The sequence below is a fragment of the Sporanaerobium hydrogeniformans genome, assembly GCF_002735925.1.
Taxonomy (GTDB): Bacteria; Bacillota; Clostridia; order Lachnospirales; family Cellulosilyticaceae; genus Sporanaerobium; species Sporanaerobium hydrogeniformans.
Genome location: NZ_PEDL01000002.1, coordinates 79,006 through 99,417, shown reverse-complemented (window position 1 = coordinate 99,417; position 20,412 = coordinate 79,006). Strand labels below are relative to the sequence as shown.

Annotated in this window: 13 protein-coding genes and 1 pseudogene; 2 read left to right on the top strand and 12 right to left on the bottom strand. The window is 35.2% G+C overall.

Annotation, left to right across the window (positions count from 1 at the left end; all coding sequences use genetic code 11):
* Positions 1–35: 35 nt before the first annotated feature.
* From pyk to CS063_RS03330, 8 genes and pseudogenes are all read right to left on the bottom strand, one after another.
* Entirely contained in the window at positions 36–1,793 is a 1,758-nt protein-coding gene (pyk, locus tag CS063_RS03365) for a pyruvate kinase (protein ID WP_099448277.1), read from the bottom strand.
* A gap of 22 nt (positions 1,794–1,815) precedes the next feature.
* Positions 1,816–2,787 carry a 6-phosphofructokinase gene (pfkA, locus tag CS063_RS03360; protein ID WP_099448276.1) on the bottom strand — a complete coding sequence of 324 codons (972 nt, stop codon included), beginning with the start codon at positions 2,785–2,787 and terminating at the stop codon, positions 1,816–1,818.
* Between the two features lie 157 nt (positions 2,788–2,944).
* A pseudogene (locus CS063_RS03355) lies at positions 2,945–6,408 on the bottom strand (DNA polymerase III subunit alpha).
* Positions 6,409–6,654: 246 nt separating this feature from the next.
* A complete protein-coding gene (locus CS063_RS03350; RefSeq protein WP_308415416.1) occupies positions 6,655–8,184 on the bottom strand; it encodes a glycoside hydrolase family 43 protein in 1,530 nt (509 codons plus the stop codon).
* A gap of 15 nt (positions 8,185–8,199) precedes the next feature.
* Positions 8,200–10,449 carry a glycoside hydrolase family 95 protein gene (locus tag CS063_RS03345; RefSeq protein ID WP_099448274.1) on the bottom strand — a complete coding sequence of 750 codons (2,250 nt, stop codon included), beginning with the start codon at positions 10,447–10,449 and terminating at the stop codon, positions 8,200–8,202.
* 24 nt (positions 10,450–10,473) lie between these two features.
* Positions 10,474–11,319 (bottom strand): carbohydrate ABC transporter permease, encoded by an 846-nt coding sequence (locus tag CS063_RS03340; RefSeq protein ID WP_099448273.1) that lies wholly within the window; start codon positions 11,317–11,319, stop codon positions 10,474–10,476.
* Between the two features lie 10 nt (positions 11,320–11,329).
* A complete protein-coding gene (locus tag CS063_RS03335) occupies positions 11,330–12,232 on the bottom strand; it encodes a carbohydrate ABC transporter permease (RefSeq protein ID WP_099448272.1) in 903 nt (300 codons plus the stop codon).
* 97 nt (positions 12,233–12,329) lie between these two features.
* The gene (locus CS063_RS03330; protein WP_099448271.1) at positions 12,330–13,679 is read right to left on the bottom strand and encodes an ABC transporter substrate-binding protein; all 1,350 of its coding nucleotides are present in this window, start codon (positions 13,677–13,679) and stop codon (positions 12,330–12,332) included.
* Between the two features lie 270 nt (positions 13,680–13,949).
* Here CS063_RS03330 and CS063_RS03325 point away from each other — a divergent pair, with 270 nt between their 5' ends.
* Positions 13,950–14,699, top strand: a complete 750-nt coding sequence (locus CS063_RS03325) for a response regulator transcription factor (protein WP_099448270.1) — start codon at positions 13,950–13,952, stop codon at positions 14,697–14,699.
* 292 nt (positions 14,700–14,991) lie between these two features.
* Positions 14,992–16,461 carry a sensor histidine kinase gene (locus CS063_RS03320; protein WP_143452436.1) on the top strand — a complete coding sequence of 490 codons (1,470 nt, stop codon included), beginning with the start codon at positions 14,992–14,994 and terminating at the stop codon, positions 16,459–16,461.
* A 163-nt stretch (positions 16,462–16,624) separates the two neighbouring features.
* Here the strand turns inward: CS063_RS03320 and CS063_RS03315 are convergent, their stop codons facing one another.
* The 4 genes from CS063_RS03315 to pheT all read right to left on the bottom strand — a co-directional run bounded on the left by CS063_RS03315 (position 16,625) and on the right by pheT (position 20,408).
* Positions 16,625–16,972, bottom strand: coding sequence for a cupin domain-containing protein (locus CS063_RS03315; RefSeq protein ID WP_099448268.1), 348 nt, complete (start codon positions 16,970–16,972; stop codon positions 16,625–16,627).
* A 163-nt stretch (positions 16,973–17,135) separates the two neighbouring features.
* Positions 17,136–17,261 (bottom strand): clostri-philic family protein, encoded by a 126-nt coding sequence (locus CS063_RS17815; protein ID WP_308415415.1) that lies wholly within the window; start codon positions 17,259–17,261, stop codon positions 17,136–17,138.
* Between the two features lie 66 nt (positions 17,262–17,327).
* Positions 17,328–17,840 (bottom strand): DedA family protein, encoded by a 513-nt coding sequence (locus CS063_RS03310; protein ID WP_180270659.1) that lies wholly within the window; start codon positions 17,838–17,840, stop codon positions 17,328–17,330.
* 177 nt (positions 17,841–18,017) lie between these two features.
* Complete coding sequence (gene pheT / locus CS063_RS03305; protein WP_099448266.1) at positions 18,018–20,408, bottom strand: phenylalanine--tRNA ligase subunit beta; 2,391 nt, start codon at positions 20,406–20,408, stop codon at positions 18,018–18,020.
* Positions 20,409–20,412: the final 4 nt, after the last annotated feature.

Below are 20,412 nucleotides of genomic sequence, written 5' to 3'. Positions count from 1 at the left end.
AAGAGAATTGCTTGCAAGCAATTCTCTTTTTAAATCTATAGTGCACCATTATATACATAACCCTTTGTACTATCTACTGTCACAATCGTTGAATTTCTAACAACTTCTACGCAATTAGCCGCGCCAATAATAACTGGGATATCTAAAGTTTTGCCAACTATAACCGCATGATTACTCTCTTCTAAGCTTCCATCTTGTACCACGATGGCACTGGCTTTTTTCATGTAAGGTAAATAACTATTATCTGTTTTGTTAGCAACTAAAATGTCTCCCTTTTTAAAGTTTTTTCTTGCTTCATCTAATACCTTTACAACACTTGCCTTACCCGTTACAACTTGTTTACCATAGCCTTTTCCCTTAGCTAATACGTTTCCCACATATTGTACCTTCATAATATTCGTTGTACCTGCTACACCTACTGGGATACCTGCAGATAAAACAATAATATCTCCTTTTTTAACATATCTCATGGCTTCAATATGCTCTACTGTTTTAGAAAAAACTTCATCTGTTGAATCTTTTTCATCATAGCTTCCTAAAAGTGGCGTACAACCCCATACTAAATTAAGTTGACGCCATACTCTAGGATTGGTTGTACAAGCAATAATAGGGCAACTTGGCTTAAATTTAGATACAGAACGTGCCGTATGACCTGACTTCGTAATCGTTAAAATACATGCAGCACCTAATTCTTTAGCTGTATTACAAGTCGCATGACTTACAGCATTAGTCATACTCATGCCATAAGGCTCTGGCATTTGCACTTGCCCTCTTTGTCTTTGTTCTAATTCTGCAGCTCGAGCAATTCGGTCCATCATCCTTACTGCTTCTAACGGATAATCTCCCTTTGCTGTTTCACCTGAAAGCATAATAACCGATGTTCCATCAAAAATAGCATTCGCAACATCACTGGCTTCTGCACGAGTAGGACGTGGATTGCGAATCATGGAATCTAGCATCTGAGTTGCCGTTATAACAGGCTTGCCTTGTGCATTTGCTTTTTTTATAAGCATTTTTTGTACAATTGGTACTTCTTCTGCTGGAATTTCTACTCCCAAATCGCCTCTGGCTACCATAATAGCATCAGAAACCTCTAAAATCTCGTCAATATTATTTACACCATCACGATTTTCAATTTTAGCAATGATTTGAATATCCGCGCCACCATTCTCTTCAAGAATGTTACGAATAGTAATTACATCATTGGCACAGCGAATAAATGAGGCTGCAATATAATCGAAGCCAACCTTTGCCCCAAATTGAATATCCTCTATATCTTTCTCGGTAAGAGCAGGTAAATTTACAAAAACATCTGGAATATTAATCCCTTTACGTGAACCAAGCATTCCGCCATTTTCAACCGTACATTCTACTTCAGTAGGGGTAAGGTTTTTAACTTTCAGCTCAATAAGACCATCATCAATTAAAATACGACTGCCTCTTTTTAAATCAAAAGGAAGGTTCTTATAGGTTACACTTACCCTTTTACTATCTCCTTCAATCTCTTCTGTTGTTAATGTAATGGTATCCCCAATAGCTAAAGGGTAATCTTTATCATCTTTCATAACACCTGTACGAATTTCTGGGCCTTTTGTATCTAAAATAAGTGGTATCGGCTTATTAAGAGCTTCTCGCACTTTTTTAACACGTTTTACTGTTTCACCATGAATCTCGTGATTATCATGTGAAAAGTTAATACGTATTCCATCTATTCCAGCTTCTAGCATTTCCTCGATATGATTTATGTCACGCGTCTTAGGTCCTAGTGTTCCAATAATTTTGGTTTTACGCATCTTTACTCTCCCCTGATTAGTGTTAGATTAATAATTGACTTACTTCATACATATAATCATCAATATTTTTTTTCATCTTAAGCGCTTCATTAATATCATAGTCCACATACTGTCCATTTTTAAAAGCAACGACTCTCTTTTGTTTACCTTCACAAAGTAAGTCTACTGCCTTAGCTCCCATCATGGATGCATGAATACGATCTACAGCTGTAGGTGAGCCCCCTCTTTGTAAATGACCTAAAATACTTGCACGTGTTTCAATACCTGTAGTAGCTTCAATCTTTTTGGCTAAATTATAAGATCCTCCAATACCTTCTGCTACAATAATAAGGAAATGTTTTTTACCTTTATGTTTGTTTTCTAAAATTGTTTTTATAATCTCTTCATCAGTTGGTCTTTGTTTTTCAGGAATAAGTACCATTTCAGCTCCAGAAGAAATACCACACCATAATGCAATATACCCGGCATTTCTCCCCATTACTTCAATAATAGAACATCTTTCATGGGATGTGGATGTATCACGAATCTTGTTAATAGCATCCATTGCTGTATTAACAGCTGTATCAAAACCGATAGTATAATCTGTACATGCAATATCAAGGTCAATTGTTCCAGGTACGCCAATTGCATTAATGCCTAGGTTAGCTAATTTTTCAGCACCTTGAAAGGAACCATCTCCGCCAATTACTACAAGTCCATCAATACCAAATACCTTACACATTTCAGCACCTCTGGCTTGACCTTCTGGTTTAACAAAATCTAAGCAACGTGCAGTTTGAAGAATGGTACCACCTCTTTGCACAATGTCAGATACACTTCTTGCATTAAGCTCTCTTACATCACCTTGAAGTAGACCATTGTAACCTTTTTGAATACCCATTACTTTTAGCCCTCTTGCAATACCCGTTCTTACTACGGCACGAATCGTTGCATTCATTCCTGGTGCATCACCACCACTTGTTAAAACACCAATTGTACTTACTTTGTTACTCATCCTAAATAACCCCCTTTAGTAATATATATTTACCGCTAATTTGTTTGACAACATTTGTACACTTTATAAGTTGGTTCCTAGTTTACTTTGTTAAATATTTATCATTTAATATTTAACCTTTTTCATTGTACTTAAAACTCTTTAAAATAGCAAGTAGTTACGACAATTTATGGACAACCATACATTTCTCACCTACTAATTGACTAACTTCTTGTATAAGTTCATCAGTTAATGCCACATTATAGCGCTTTGGGAAGATTTTTTGTGTGCCATCTTCTTTATTCTGAACTATAATTTTAGCATTCCCTTTGTGTTTTTCAAATATGTGTAGCAATTTTTCTCGCATAGCTTGAGTACGTTGATTTTTATCAAGATGAAGGATAAGACCTTCCTCACATTGGGGTGTCATAAGTATTTCTAATGTTGTTAGTTCATCGGCTAAAATCACTGCTGCTGTTTCTTCTTTAATTGAAATACGTCCTTTCACCATATAGACACTATCTTCTGGGAAGCTGGCAAACTGATCATACAAGGTTGGGAAAATAATGATCTCCATTGTACCAGTTAAATCTTCTAACGTAACAAAAGCCATTTTTTTATTATTTTTTGTATAAATAACTCTCTTTTCTACCAGGATTCCTCCTACAATAACTCGTTGACCATCTTGTACATTTTCATCCTCTTCTTCTTTTAAAATGAAATCACTACCTGTATGGGATATATAGCGTTCTAACTGACCTCTTACTTTATCCAAGGGATGTCCACTTAAATAAATACCTAAAACATCCTTTTCATAAGCTAACATATCTTTCATTTCAAATTCTGGGATATCCGGCAAATGATCATAGTCTTGTACTATTTCTTCATTTTCTCTTCCTAATGCAAATAAATCCATTTGCCCTGCAATATTGTTTTTACGGCTTAAGTTAATTCCTGATGAAATTTGCTGATACACAGCCAAATATTGACTGCGTCTACCACCTAATTTATCAAAAGCCCCTGCTAAAATCAAACTTTCAATACTACGTTTATTCGTATCTTTTGTATCCATTCGATTATAAAAATCGGTTAAGCTTTTAAACTTACCACCTCTCTCACGCTCTTCTACAATATGGTCAATTACATTTTTTCCTACATTTTTAAGTGCAGCTAAACCATAGATAATCTGGTTATCCTTGGCATCAAAATAAGCATAGCCTTCATTAATATCTGGAGATAAAACCGCAATCTCCATTCGACGACATGTTTCCATATAACCAGTAATTTTAGTAGATACATCCATAACAGATGTCATGAGAGCTGCCATAAACTCTACTTTGTAATACTGTTTTAAATAAGCTGTCTGATAAGCTACCACAGCATATGCTGCAGCATGAGATTTATTAAAAGCATACTTTGCAAGTCTACCATATCATCAAAAATCTTTTCTGCTATTTCCTTTGGTATACCCTTTTTAATACAACCAGGTATACTTTCTCCATCCCCATTTAAAAAGATGTGACGTTCTTTATTCATAACTTCTGTTTTCTTTTTACCCATGGCACGGCGCAGAAGGTCACTTCTCCCTAGACTATAACCTGCAAGGTCTCGTACAATCTGCATAACCTGTTCCTGATAAACAATACAGCCATAGGTGTTTTTCAAAATAGGTTCGAGGCTTGGATGAGTATAGGTAATGCTGTTTTTATCTCTTTTTCCTTGTACATATTTAGGAATAAAGTCCATAGGTCCTGGGCGGTACAAAGAGATTCCTGCAATGATATCCTCCATACTACTTGGCGCTAGCTCCTTCATAAAGCTCTTCATCCCTGCGCTTTCCAGTTGGAAAACACCTTCTGTTGCTCCTGAGGCAATTAGCTCATATACTTTTTTATCATCATAATCTATCTTCTCAATATCTAATTGAATCTTATGATTTTTATTAACAAGCTTTACAGCATTGTCTATAACTGTAAGCGTTCTTAAACCTAAGAAATCCATCTTAAGAAGTCCTAATTCTTCTAAAGTCGTCATAGGAAATTGAGTGGTCACAACCCCCTCACTGGCACTTAATGGCACATACTCTCCAACTGGTGCTTTTGAAATGACAACTCCAGCAGCATGCATAGAAGAATGTCGTGGTAAGCCCTCTAATTTTCGGGCAATATCAATAAGGTACTTCACTTCCTCTTGACTTTCATAAAGATCTCGTAATTCTGCATTCATCTCTAGCGCTTTATGAATCGTAATTTTTAATTCATTTGGAATCATCTTAGCTATACGGTCTACCTCTTGATAGGGCATATTAATGGCCCTACCCACATCACGAATAACACCACGCGCTGCCAGTGTTCCAAAGGTAACAATTTGAGCCACCCTGTCTTCTCCATACTTGCTAATCACATAATCAATAACTTCTTGACGTCTCTCATAGCAAAAGTCAATATCGATATCAGGCATACTGACACGTTCAGGATTAAGAAAGCGCTCAAACAAAAGCTGATAGCGAATAGGATCAATATTTGTAATTTCTAAAGCATATGCTACAAGACTTCCTGCTGCTGATCCTCGTCCTGGTCCAACGGGAATACCTTGCTCTTTAGCATACTTAATAAAATCACCTGTAATTAGGAAATAGTCCACAAATCCCATTTGGATAATGACACCTAGTTCATACTCCATTCGCTCTTTAAGTTCCTGTGTAATAGGTTCATAGCGCTTAGCAAGCCCCTCATAGCAACGCTCTCTCAGGAAGTCTTCACTGGTTTTACCATCTGGTACATCAAAAACGGGCAGTTTTAGTTCATGAAATACAAATTCTACATTACAGCGTTCTGCAATCTTTTGAGTATTGAGTAAAGCTTCTTTCGCATAAGGGAAAAGCTTCTCCATCTCTTCAGGACTCTTAAGGAAATATTGACCTCCTTCGTAGATCATACGGTCCTCATCCTCCATAGTCTTACCTGTTTGTATACACAGTAGGACTTCATGTGGATGAGCATCTTCCTCTGTAATGTAGTGCACATCATTGGTAACAACAAGAGCAATTCCTGTTTCTTCTGCAAGACGTAAGGTCAGCTGATTGACCTTAGCTTGTTCTTTCATACCATGATCTTGAAGCTCCAGATAAAAATTATCTTCACCAAAGATATCTTTTAAACGAAGAGCTACTTCTTTAGCTTTCTCATACTGATCTTCTAAAAGAAGACGGCTTACTGGTCCTGCAAGGCAGGCTCCTAAAGCAATAAGCCCCTCATGATGGTTTTCTAAAAGTTCATAATCTATACGTGGTTTATGATAAAAGCCTTCTGTAAAAGCTGTAGATACCATATGAATTAAGTTTTGGTAGCCTGTTTGATTCTTAGCAAGTAAAACTAAGTGATTAGAGCGTGCATCTATAGGCTCTTTATCCTTTCTTGTCCTTGAAGCTAAATAAACTTCACAGCCAATAATGGGCTTAATACCCATATCTTTCGCTGCCTTATAAAAATCAATGACACCATACATCACACCATGGTCTGTAATAGCTAAGCTATTCATTCCTAGTTCCTTGGTACGAGCTAATAAATGCTTAATTTTTGCCGAACCATCTAAAAGACTGTATTCTGTATGTACATGTAAGTGTGTAAACGGTACTGGCATTTGTCCTTAGCTCCTTTCTTCGCTTTGGTGTTATTATAACATAGGGGGCACTCTTTTATTGCCCTTTAGCTATTTTATATTCTTTATAGCTTTATTTTACCTTGTAAATACATAAAAAAAAAAGCCCCCCAGGTGCGAAATAAAAAGAACTTCCCTTTTAGCAGATAATATAGACTCTAGAAATACACTGCTGGGTCTACAAAAACGTCTTACTACCTTCAAATAAAGTAGTAAGACGTTTTTATTTTATATAGAATGTGATTGCCATTTGAAAGAAGCAAAATCACAATAACCACTTGAAGTTTCATTATTATCATTGCTACAAAATAGCATGAGTTTAGCGCCAACCCATGTTCCTTTTGTTGCTTTAAAATAATCTGTTTTCTGTGGCATTGTATTTTGAGCCCAATAGGTGAACTGATACAGTCCTTGTTTAAATAGTATCTTAAAATATAAAGTTGTATCTTCTAGTATTCCAATACAAGTTTTCTCTTCTGCTACTAAGCCTTCTTTGCTTGTTTCTAATACATTACCCTCTAATAATTCAAGTTTTAAACCATCTGTTTTTCTTACGAGTGTTAGTGCCTTATACTGATGACCTAATAGACCTATGCCCATTCTATCTCCCACCAATAAACCACTTATATCTATTTCTACCTCTACTTCAAAGTCTGGTCCCTCTATCATTTGGGTAAGGAGATGGGGGGCATACCAAAGCAGATTCTCTCTCCCCGCTTTATTAGGCATAGCATAAAGCCTCAAATAATTAGGTCTTTCTGTTAAGCTATACCACTTTTCATTTGGATTAGCTTGCCATTGCCATTGCAAACCTAAAGAGGTTTGGTTAAAGGTATCACTTTTTATTAAATTGTAAGGTGTTTCTTGTAAAAGTGTATTTGTCCTTTCCCATTCTACAACTGGCTCACCTATTCCATCTCCATTCAATTCTTGCCCGATAAAAGGCCAGTCATTATACCAGCTCATAGGCTGTAGATGAACAATACGCCCATAGTAATTCGCATCTTGGAAATGTACAAAATAACACTCATCTTCGGTAAGTTCTACATAGCCCCCTTGATGCGGACCATTTACTTGTGTTTCACCTTGATGAAGAACTACTTTTTCTTCATAGGGTCCATAAAGTTTTTTTGAACGTAAAACCACTTGCCAACCTGTTTCTACACCACCTGCTGGCGCAAAAATATAATAATAGCCATTTCTCTTATAAAGTTTTGGGCCTTCTATAGTCGGATTTCTTTGCTCTCCATCATAAACAATTTTACCTTCATCTAACAGCTCAGTAGCCTCTTCATTCATTTGACAAATAGCTAAGCGATGTTTAATACCACATCTACTTTTAGCAAAGGCATGAATCATATAAGCTTTACCATCTTCATCCCAAAAAGGACAAGGGTCAATCCACCCTTTTGTACTTTTTAGACAGTGAAGAGGTGACCACTCACCATAAGGATCCTGTGTTTTAGTTACAAAAATGCCCTCATCTGGGAGAGGGACAAAAACATAAAACCATCCCTTATGATAACGAATAGCGGGTGCCCATGTACCTGCTCCGTGATTGGGCTGATTATAGCATTTAAAAGGTAGAGAACGTACACAATAATTGATGCGCCTCCAATGTATTAAATCTTTTGAATGAAGAAGGGGTATCCCTGGTAAATAGGTAAAGCTCGACGCCACCATATAAAAGTCATCTTCTACTTTTATAATATCTGGATCACTAAAATCCGAAAAAATTATAGGGTTTTGCCAACGCATTATTTCTCATCTCCTTTACACCTTGACTAACAAGGAGGTTACATCTTTCTCTTCTTGAGGTGCCAACTGGATAGTGAGCTCTTTTTTGTCGTAATGTAATTTTAACTTCGTTTCCTGATGGGCTAACCCATAAGCTTTTATACTTGTTAATTTTCCTTGTTGCCATGCTAGATCTAAAATAACTCCACCGTTTACCTTAACACCTTTTAAAAAGCCACTCCCTAGCTCTTTAGGACAAGCTGGTAGAAGTACTGTACGCTTCTCATTGCTTTGTACAAAGAGTTCTAAAATCCCATTAGCTCCCCCTAAATTACCATCAATTTGAAAAACCTCTCCATTGGGTCTTGGATGATTACAAAGTAAATTGCTAAAAGTAGATTGGGTTAAAAGCTTTTTAAACAGATCATAAGCATGAGCTCCCTCCCACAACCTTGCATAAAAATTCATAATCCATGCACAGCTCCATCCTGTATGACCACCTCCCCATTTAAGACGTCTTGCTAATGTTTTTTTAGCTGCATCTGCAAATAGTGGAGTTCCATCTACTGTAATTTGGTGTGAAGGATGAAGACCGTAGAGCTGTGAAATATGCCTATGCCCAGGCTCTTCTTCCTCATAATCTTCTAGCCATTCCATAATCTGTCCATGTTTACCAATTTTTAAAGGCGGCAGTTTCTCTAAGACTTCTTTAGCCGCTTGCACATTTTTTGAATCTTTATCCAATAGCTTTGCTGCACTTATATAAGCTTCAAATAGATCTCTTAAGATTTCATTGTCAATGGTTGATCCAGCACATATACAACCTTTTGTACCGTTCGGTAAAATATATGTGTTTTCCGGTGATACAGAAGGGCAAGTAAGAAGCTGTCCTTCTTTTTCAACTAAAAAGTCAAGAAAAAATAGTACTCCTTCTTCTAATAAAGGATAAGCTTCCTCAAGCCAAATTTTATCTTGTGTATATTGATAATGCATCCATAGATGGGTACACAGCCAAGCTCCCCCCATTACCCAGTAGGTAGCTGGAATATAAATATCTTGTGGAGCAGTATCTGCCCAAATATCTGTATTATGATGTGCCACAAAGCCTCTACAGCCATACATCTCCTTAGCCGTCTGCTTTCCACTTTTTACAAGTCTTTTGATTAAATCCAAAAGTGCTTCATGACATTCAGGGAGTTGACAGCTTTCTGCTATCCAATAATTCATCTGTGTATTGATATTAATTGTGAACTTAGAATCCCAATTTGGTTTCATTTCCGCATTCCATATGCCTTGTAAATTAGCAGGCAAAGTCCCTTTACGACTCGAAGAAATGAGAAGATAACGCCCATAATCAAAATAAGTTTTTACTAATCCTACATCTTCTAATCCTTGTTGCATGCGTGCTAAGCGCTCATCGGTGGGTAATGACTCATATTCTAGTTGATTTTCAAATTCTAATAAAACACGTTGATACAATGTCTGATAATCTTTTACATGATCTTGTTTTAAAAGCTCATATCCCTTATGACTAGCCTTTTCAAGTACTTTTAAAACATACTCTTTAAAATGTGAATGATAGAAAGTGCTCGTAGCTGTTAAATAAATAATAGCTTCATCTGCCTCTGTTACTATAAGATGTTCACCTAAAATTTGTAAACTCCCGCCTTTTGTCTCCACCTTACATCCTATAGCAAACTCCGATCCCTCTTTACCTAAATCTCCTGTTAAAAGGAGTGTATTTCCTCCTACAGCATCTACTCTTTTATAAAAACGTTCTCTTGTTAATAAAATATCAAAAGAAAGACTACTTGCTTTTGTAGCCGACAGATGAATAACTAACACCTGGTCAGGTGTGGACACAAAGTATTCTCGCTTATATTGTACATCCTTCATTTCATACTCTACAGAAGCTACTGCTGTATTTAAATCCAACTCACGTTTATAAGCACTATAAGACATATGAGTATGCTTAAAACGCATCTTTATATCCCCTAAACTTTGATAAGGACGCTGACTTTGGGGTGTTCCTGAAAAGGCATACCTTAAAAGCTCTTCTGCCTCTTTTATTCGTTCACTAAATATAAATTCTCTTACTCGTTCAAGATTTCTTTTAGCTGCAGGGTTTATACGATTTTGGGAACCTCCATACCAAATACTATCCTCATTAAGTTGAAGATGCTCAGTTTCTACTCCTCCAAATAGCATTGCTCCTAACTTACCATTTCCCATTGGAAGTCCTTCATTCCAACTGATAGCAGCCTCTCTATACCATAATTTACTCACTCTGAATCCTCCTTCTTTTTTGACTTAACCTTTTAACCCACTTGTTGCAATACCTTCTACAAAATACTTCTGAGCAGAGAAGAAAAGGATAATTAAAGGTGCAACGGTTACAAAAGCCATGGCAATAACTTGTCCCCATTGTACATTAGCTTCTGCATCAATAGCCATTCGAAGTGCAAGTGAAACAGGATATTTTTCAACACTGTTGATAAAAATGAGAGAGTTGAAGAAATCATTGTATGTCCATAAAAACTGGAATAAACCTGCTGAGAATAAAGCGGGTTTTAATAAAGGTACTAAAATGCTCATAAAGCAGCGAAAAGTACCACATCCATCCATATAGGCCGATTCATCTAATTCCTTAGGAAGCCCTCTAATAAATTGAATCATCATAAATATAAAAAAAGGGTAGCATGCAAGTAATGCGGGTACATAAAAAGGCATATAGCTATTAAGCCATCCTAATTGGTTAAATTGTGCATATCTTGGAATAATAATAACTGTATTAGGAAGCATCAAAGTAGAAATAAGTACAACAAACAAAATACGCTTAAAAGGAAACTTAAAACGTGCAAAACCATATGCTACTACTGCACATGAGCAAATGGTAAACAGTGTAACAGGTATAACTAATTTAAAGGTATTCATAAAATATCTACTAAAACTATATTTACCAATACCTCTCCAACCATTTATATAGGCATCTAAACTAAAACTTTCAGGTAATAATTTTAAAGAACCAAAAATTTCTGCATTCGTCTTAAAGGTGGCAAGTACCATCCATACAATGGGATAGAGCATAAAAAGTCCTACTAACCCAATTAGTCCATAGCTTACTACAAGCTTTAATGTTTTTTTATGATTATTCATTATATCCCTCCTAGAAGTCATCGCCATCTTCGTAATATACCCATCCAGATGAAAATCTAAATAGGAGTAAAGTTATTATCATAATTAAAATAAAGATTATCCAAGAAGTCGCACTGGCATAACCCATCTTATAGTGTGAAAATGCATCTGTATAAAGCTTCATCCCTAATACATAAGTAGCTTTATTGGGACCTCCTGTCGTCACAACAAAAGCCGAAGTGAAGTTTTGAAGTGCTGATATAGTTTGCATAATTAAATTAAAGAAGATAATCGGTGTAATTTGTGGAATGGTTATTTTAAAAAAGATTTTAATCTTTCCTGCTCCGTCAATTTGAGCTGCTTCATAAAGCGATCTTGGTACTTGTTTAAGTGCAGCTAGGAACATAACCATAGATGAGCCAAATTGCCATATTTCTAGTAAACAAATTGTTTTAAGTGCTACATCTGGATTACCAAGCCATTCTACAGTTGGTAAATGTAAAAATTGAAGAATGTTATTAATAGCACCATCGCTCATAAACAAGAGCTTCCATAAAATAGCTACAGCTACACTCCCACCAAATAAAGAGGGTAGGTAATAAATAGTCCTTATAAAATTAATACCTTTTAAATTTTTATTTAAAATAACAGCTATAAAAAGAGCCATGATCAATTTACCTGGTACAGTATAAAGAGTATAGATAAGGGTTACTTTTAAGGAATTAAAAAATTCCGGGTCAATAGTAAATAGCCTTATATAGTTTTTAAGTCCCACTAATTTAGGGGTGTTAAAAAAGCTATAATCGGTAAAAGAATAATAGAAAGAAGTTATGAAAGGATACAGTTGTAAAAGTAAAAGGCCTAATAACCAAGGCAGTATATACACCAATCCCATATAATCTCTTTTGCAATAATGCTGTCTTGATCTCTTCATCGTCTAACCTCCTAGTCTAAAAAAACTGCCATAAAAAGTTTACAAGAAAACTTGTAATAACATCTATGGCAGCATACTTTTTCACCTTAAATAGGTATTATTTATCAGAAAGCACATGTGTAAACATTTTGACTGCATTATCTACTGCTTCCACAGTACCTGTCTTTCCATAAATAACTGATTCTATCATATCATCCATTACAGCTTCAATTTCTCCATCGGTTGTTAAGCCCATTTCATTTGTACCATTTAACTCAAGTGCTTTGTCAACAGCCTCTTTTACAAGAGGACTAATAAGTGCCTTTTCTTCACAAATTTCTCTTGCCTGTGCTGTTGGAGGAACAGAACGTAGATCCTTTAATATCTCTGCCGCTTCTGCATTATTATAGAAATAATCTAGGAAAAGAACTGCTTCTTCAATATGCTTACTTGCTTTATTAATACACATCAACTGAGGTGGATTCGCATAGTACCCATCATTTTTCTTGTCTTGTAATTGTGGCATAGAAGCAATCATATATTCCACTTCCGTATTAGCACTTGTCATAACATCTACTCTTGAAGAGTCTGTCAGAATCCCTACGAATTCACCTGCTATCCACTTTGGATTGGTCTGAACTGCATCTTTAAAAGAAGCACTTTCACTAGCTGGCTGTACCACATTATTATCATATAATGCTTTAATGTAATCCATTACCTGAAGCAACTGTTCATTTGTAAAGCTTGGCACTTTTGCTTCATCATCGATGAATGGAGTACCTGTTAATTGAAGAATATAAGGTCTTAATACGTGTGTTTTTAAAGTTGAAGAATCCATATTGAGTAAATAAAGGTTATTATCATATTCTTTTACTTTTTTACCAAGGGTAATTAAATCCTCCCAAGTTAAATCTTGAGGAACCTCTAACCCAATCTTAGTTGCCAATGTTTTATTAATAAGAAAAGTAGGTCCAGCGATACCTGTTGGTAAGCCAAGAAGCTTTCCATCAAAAGTTCCTACGTTCTCTAAATACTGTGCATCAAAACCAGATAAATCAATTTGTTCCTTATATGTATTAAAGTCAATAAAGAAATCCCCTCTAGAAACAAAATCTGGCATCCAACCTGTTCCGTTTTGAATAATATCTGCTGCTGCATTTCCTGCTAAAGAAGTAGAAAGTTTTTCTTGATATCCATCACTTCCTCCAAATTCAGGTTCAATGGTAATATGAGGATATTCTGCCTCAAACTTTTCAATAACCTTTAATGTAGCTTCATTCCTTTCATCTCCTCCCCACCAAGAAAAACGTAACGTAACAGGTTCTTTACTTGTTTCACTAGGTGTTTTTGATGCTTCTAATTGAGGGGAAGCTGGAGTTGCCTCTTGCTTACTCCCTCCATTACCACATCCACTTATTAAACCTGTTGTTAATAAAACTATTAAACCTAATGCTAAACTTTTTTTCATCTTTTAACCTCCTCATTTTATCTCTTTCTGTATTTCTTTTATGTTTACAGTATAGTCAGGTTCAAAAATTAGCTCAATCCTTTTACCTACGTTTTATCTTCTTTAAGTACGTTGTTTTCTTTACTTGTCTTCACTGGCTACGTTTTATCTTCTTTATCTACTTAGTTGACATAGTTTTGTCATTGAAAGTTGCTAAATTTATGATTTTTACCTATAATAATGAATAATATCTTATTTCTATTTGTAATTTACAAAGAGGTGATAGAACTTATGTATTCACTTATAATTATTGATGATGAATTAAATATACGTGAAGGACTTACTCATCTTTTCCCTTGGGATAAAGTAGGTTTTAAAATTATCGGACAGTTTTCAAATGGCCTCCAAGCCTTAGATTTTATTAAAACGCATCCTACAGACGTCATCTTAACGGATATAAAGATGCCTGTAATGACTGGCATTGAACTCAGTAATCATTTAGTAAAGGATTACCCCCATATCAAATTTGTTTTTTTAACAGGCTATCAAGATTTTTCTTATTTACATACTGCCATTATTAATCATGCCAGTGATTATCTTCTTAAACCTATTCATTATGAAAAGCTCTATGCCTGCTTTGAACAGCTCAAAATTACTCTTGATCAAGAAAACCATGTTACCGAAGCCATTCAGGGTCAACCCTACTATGATAAAATTATTTCTACAATTTGTTCCTATATTAAAGAAAATTTTAGAAGTGCTACTTTAGAAGAAGCAGCTATTTTGGTAAACTTAAGCCCTAATTATCTTTCTAAGCTCTTTAAAGATAAAGCAGGCACTAGTTTCTCTGACTATTTATATGAAATACGCATGAAAGAAGCTGCTAAAATGTTAGATAATATTCAATACAAGCATTACGAAATTGCTTATTATGTAGGTTATGACAATCCCAAAAATTTTTCTCGTTCCTTTAAGCAGTATTATAAAATGACACCTACTGAATACAGAGAAAAAAAATATCCTGAGAGGTTTTACTCATGATGATGAAAAAATTTTTTTTAAAACGCTTTCGTACCTTTTCTTTAATTATGCTCGTTCCAACCTTTTATTTTGTTTTATTGCTATTGTCTTTATTAGTATCAATAGTTCCATTAACATTCATCAACAGTCTAAAAATACACTTAGTCGCTTACAAGAAAACTTTGAGTTTGTTATTAGCAACTCAGCTTATCAATATGAACTTTTAACTTATAACCCCAGACTTGTCCTTTCTTTAGAAAAGCTTCTTTCGAAGCAACATTTTGAGTATGAGGATGTGGTTTTCTTAAATAGTATGAAAACAATCCTCAGTACTGTTGCTAATTCTCACCCTGATATTGATTCTATCTATCTCTATTTAGATGGCTTAAATACCTTCTTCTCTTCTAAAAACGGAATTAATACATTAGCTACCTATCCAGATCGTTCATGGCTAGATGAGTATGAACAAAAGGGCTCTTTAAAAAAACAATGGATTAAAAAGCGCTCTTATAAAGAATTTAATTACATACCTGAGAAAGAAGTCATCTCTATTTTTCAACCTATGCACAATATTTCAGGACTCATTGTCATCAATATCAATTCTTCACAATTTATAGATACTTTAAATAGTAGTACTTCGGATAACGCTGAATTTCTTTATCTCTTAGATGCAGAACATCATATACTTACCTCTAATGATAATGGAGCTCCTCTCCTTGCTCGTTCTTCGGGTAGCCTTCAGAATCTTATTAATAGTGTAGAAAATCTCTCTTCACTTAATAATTCCTGGGTCACCATTCATCAAAAGCTTTACCTCTTTCAAAGCTTTACCTTAAAGCAGTATGATATTTCTTTTTTATCTCTTGTTCCTATTGAACGATTTTTTGAGCATGGAAAGGATACCTTTTTAACTTTTTTATGCGTCCTTATAGGAAACTGCCTTGTCACTCTTATTTTGTCCTATATTACTACCAAGAAAAACTTTCAACAAATTGAGCATATTGTAAATGTCTTTGAGTCAGCTGAAAAAGGTATTGTTACACCCTTACCCTCCCATGCTACTAATGATGAATATGGACTTATTTTAAATAATGTAATTAACATTTTCCTAAAATCTAATCAACTTCATCAACAACTTGCCCAAAAACAATATAAGCAAGAGATTGCAGAGCTTGCTGCTCTTCAGTTACAAATTAATCCTCACTTCCTCTTTAATACCTTGCAAGCTCTTGACTTTAATGCTTTAAGACTCACTGGAAAACCTACACAATTAAATCAAATGATTCGTTATTTATCAGACATTTTAAAGTATGCACTGGAGGATGCAGCCACTGGCACTTGTTTACAAGATGAACTCGATTATCTAAAAAAATACACAGCTATTCAAAAAATGCGTTATGGAGAGCAGTTCATCATTTATTATGAGGTAGATGATACAATCCTTTCCTATAAGGTCTTTCGACTTATGCTTCAGCCCTTAATTGAAAATAGTATTAGTCACGGTATCCGCCCACTAGAACATACAGGTTATATTAAACTAAAGGCTTATGCTAGAGAAAACCATCTCTACTTTACTGTAATTGATTCAGGTGTAGGACTTACTAAAGAAGAAGTCAAAAACTTATATGCACGTATCCAAAGTGAAAAAAGTAAAAATATTGGTATCACTAACCTGAATCGTCGTCTTATGCTCACCTATGGTTTTGAGTATCAACTTAAAATTCTTAGCAAAAAAGGCATGGGTACTTGTATCTCTTTCCGCATTCCTTTAGAAAACATATAGAAATATGTAGCTTTTTATCTATATTTTATTGCACTAAAAAAGATGGTTCTTTTACTGTAAGAACCATCTTTTTGTTCTATTTATTAGTTGCAATTAACTACAAGTTATTCTTTCTAAGCTTTAACCTAAAACTCTATTCTCCTATACTTTTATAAACCCCTACTTAACCAATAAAATCTTCGCGCATAGGAGTGAATACATCTAAAAGAATGCCTTTTTTAAGGCATTTACAGCCATGCATAATGCCATTTTCCTTTAACATTGTGTCACCTTTTGTTACTCGTTTGGTTTCTCCTGAAATAGTGAATTCAAATTCCCCCTCTACGACATAAGTAATCTGCGTATGGGGATGATTATGCATTGCCCCAATAGCTCCTTCCTCAAAATGGTTTTCTACACACATTAAGCATTCACAAAAAGCTAAAACTTTACGCTCTACACCCTCTGCTACTTGTTCACCTGCGTAATCTTTATTAAATACCCACTTTTGTCCTTGATGACACTTTTTCATTCTCTTCTTCCTCTCCCTTTTGTTTTAAGTTTTTCTTTCTTTTCACTCTACCATATTTCTTTTTAGATATAAATAGTCAATACTTACCTCTTTATTGTTTTTATTTCACCTTTAAACATTAAAAAGTAGCCTTAAAATGCAGGCTACTTTGTTAGATTATCCTTTATTCTTCTACTTTTCTATAACTTGTTTTTTGCTTAGGTTCTCCATGATTATTTTGCTCATCATGCAATTTTTGTCTACGCATCCCCTTTTGCTGAGGATTATTGGAACCTGGTTTGTTGGGCATTGTGACACATCCTTTCTTATCTAAATAGGTTAAGCTAAAACATTCTTTTTTATACACAACTAAGTTCTACATCATGGTAAAAGCTTCATTAAACCTAGGAAGTAAATAGCCCATACTCATGAAAACTGAATTCCAAATAGCTACCCCTAAGCTAGAGTAAAACATATAGGTTATAAAATTCATATTTAAAGTACCTGCTAGAATACCGATTAAAGTGCGTACAATAGGTATAAGCTTTGCCACTAATATAATTTTTGTTCCTTGTTTTTCAATAAGCTGTATACATTTTTCTACATAACGTTGCTGTTTAGGCGAACGTTTAGTTAAAAATAAGAGGATACGTTGTCCCCCTAATTTGCCAATGCTATAGGCAAAAGCACTTCCCAAAGCTCCAGCACTAACACTTACAAAAAGGGCTAACCAAAAGTTCATATTCCCCTGACGAATCAAAAAACCTGCAGCTGGCAAAATCATCCCCGCAGGAAAACCAGGTATATTGAGATATTCTAAAAATACGAGGATAAATAAGAGGACAAAACCATATTCATATAAATACATAGTTAGTGCAGTTAAATCCACTTTAGCCTCTCCTTTTGCCATCACTACAATGAAGTACTTTACTTTTATCTTTAAAATTTTATATCCTTTGTAGTATATGTTTTTTAAAGGGTACATTATTCTACAAAATAATTCCTTTCAAATAAAAAAGCAAATGTCCTTGATTACCAAGAAAACATTTGCTTTTTAGTTATTTTATTATTGATCTCTTAATTTAGCACCACAATTCATTTCAAGACCACTTAATATCTTCTTCATTACCTTTTGGATTTCCTCATCTGTTAACGTATGATCATCTGCTCTGAATGTGAGTTTATAGGCCACAGACTTATAACCCGCTTCAATTTGTTTTCCTTGATAAACATCAAAGAGCTCTAGCTTCTCAAGTAATTTACCACCACGCACTTTAATGATTTTTTCCAGTTCTCCTACAAGTACATTTTCACCTACTAGCATAGCAATATCACGTGCAGTAGCTGGGTATTTAGGAAGGGCTTTGAAGGTAATATCTCTATGAATCCCTCTAAGAAGAGCTTCTAAATCTATCTCAGCCATATAAACCTTTGTACCAATGTCATAGTTTTTAGTAACTATAGGGTGCACCTCACCAAAGAAACCTGCCTCCTTACCGTCTATAAGAAGGTTTGCACAACGTCCTGGATGCATATAATCAAGCTCTGTCTGGCGCTCTACTTCCCATGTTTCAATGTGAAGATGGTCAAGAAGTGCTTCAATCATACCTTTTAAGCTAAAGAAATCTGCATTTTTGCCATATAAACCAATGGTTAGTTTTTTGATTTCTGCTGGCAATTCTTTTCCTTCTTGCTTCAAGTAAACCTTACCGATCTCATAAAGAGCAGCTTCAGCTACACGTCTATTGTAGTTGGTAGCTAAAGAAGAAAGAATACCATTTAGCGTCGTCGTACGCATAATGCTAAAATCTTCTCCTAATGGATTTGTAATAACTAATGGATTGCGTAGTGCACTATCTGCTGCAATATTTAATTTATCAAATACCTTTGGACTTTCAAAAGTATAGGTAAGTGCACCATGCACACCGTACATACTCATAAATTGACGAATAGCATCACATACTAACTGGTCAAATTTTTTACGTCCTCTAGTAGGTCTACCTCTTTCAAGGGTTGGTTCAATACGATCATACCCATAAAGTCTAGCTACCTCTTCAGCTAGGTCCGCCATCATGGTGACATCTGGTCTAAAGGTTGGTATGGTAACTGTTTGGCTTTCTTTATGAGGAATAAATTCTACCCTTTTAAAAAGCTCAAGCATCTCATCTTCACTTAAACTTGTACCTAAGAAATGATTAATCCACTGTACATCGTAAGGAATAGTCCATTCTTCACGTTTTCTCGGATACACATCAATAGTCCCTTTTACAACTTCTCCAGCTCCTGTTAAGTTAATAAGTTGGGCAGCTCTTTCAAGAGCTAATGTAATATTGTTAGGATCTAAGCCTTTTGTATATTTAATAGAAGAGTCACTACGAAGTCCTAGTTTTTTGGAGGTTTGACGTATACTGTAACCACTAAAATTTGCACATTCAAAGAGAATAGTTTTTGTTTCTTCCGTTACTTTTGAGTTATTCCCTCCCATTACACCTGCAATAGCCACTGCTTTTTCTGCATCTGCAATCACTAGCATAGAGGAATCTAATGTTTTTTCCTCTTCAAATAAGGTAATTAGCTTTTCGCCTTCCTTAGCATTTCTTACGATAATTTGATGACCTGCTAATTTATCATAATCAAAGGCATGCATAGGTTGACCAAATTCAAGGAGCATATAGTTGGTAATATCTACGATATTGTTAATTGGACGAAGACCTGCTGAAAAAAGACGGTCTTTAAGCCATTTAGGAGATGGACCTACCTTTACATTTTTAATAAGTCTAGCTGCATAGCGTGGGCAAAGCTCTTCATTCTCAATTTGAATACTTGCAAACTCATTAATATCTCCATCTATTTCTTCTACTTTAATCTCTGGAAATTTAAAAGGTTTATTAAAGGTTGCTGCTGCTTCTCTCGCAATCCCCAAAATACTAAAACAATCTGGACGGTTAGAAGTGATTTCATATTCTACCACTTGTTCACCTAAACCAAAGTAAGGTTTTACATCTACTCCAAGGGGCATATCTGCTGGGAAAATATAGACACCGTTATGTGGTGCATCTTCGATGTCTTTTTCATCAAAGCCAAGTTCCTCTACAGAACAAAACATCCCCTCCGATACTTCACCTCGAAGTTTACCTGATTTGATTTTAAGTCCATCTGCAAGGGTTGCACCATCTAAAGAAACAGGTACAATATCCCCACATTGTACATTAGTGGCAGCGGTTACAATTTGGAGAGTCCTTTCTCCTTTAATATCTACTTGCATAATACGTAATTTATCTGCATTAGGATGTGGCTGAACATCTATAATTTTTCCAGACACAACCTTTGTAATTTCTTTTCCTGTTTCTTCTACTGCTTCTACTTTAGAGCCGGACATCGTCATACGGTCTTCAAAGGTCTTCATATCCACATCTATATCTACATATTGTTTAAGCCATGACATAGGTACATTCATTGTT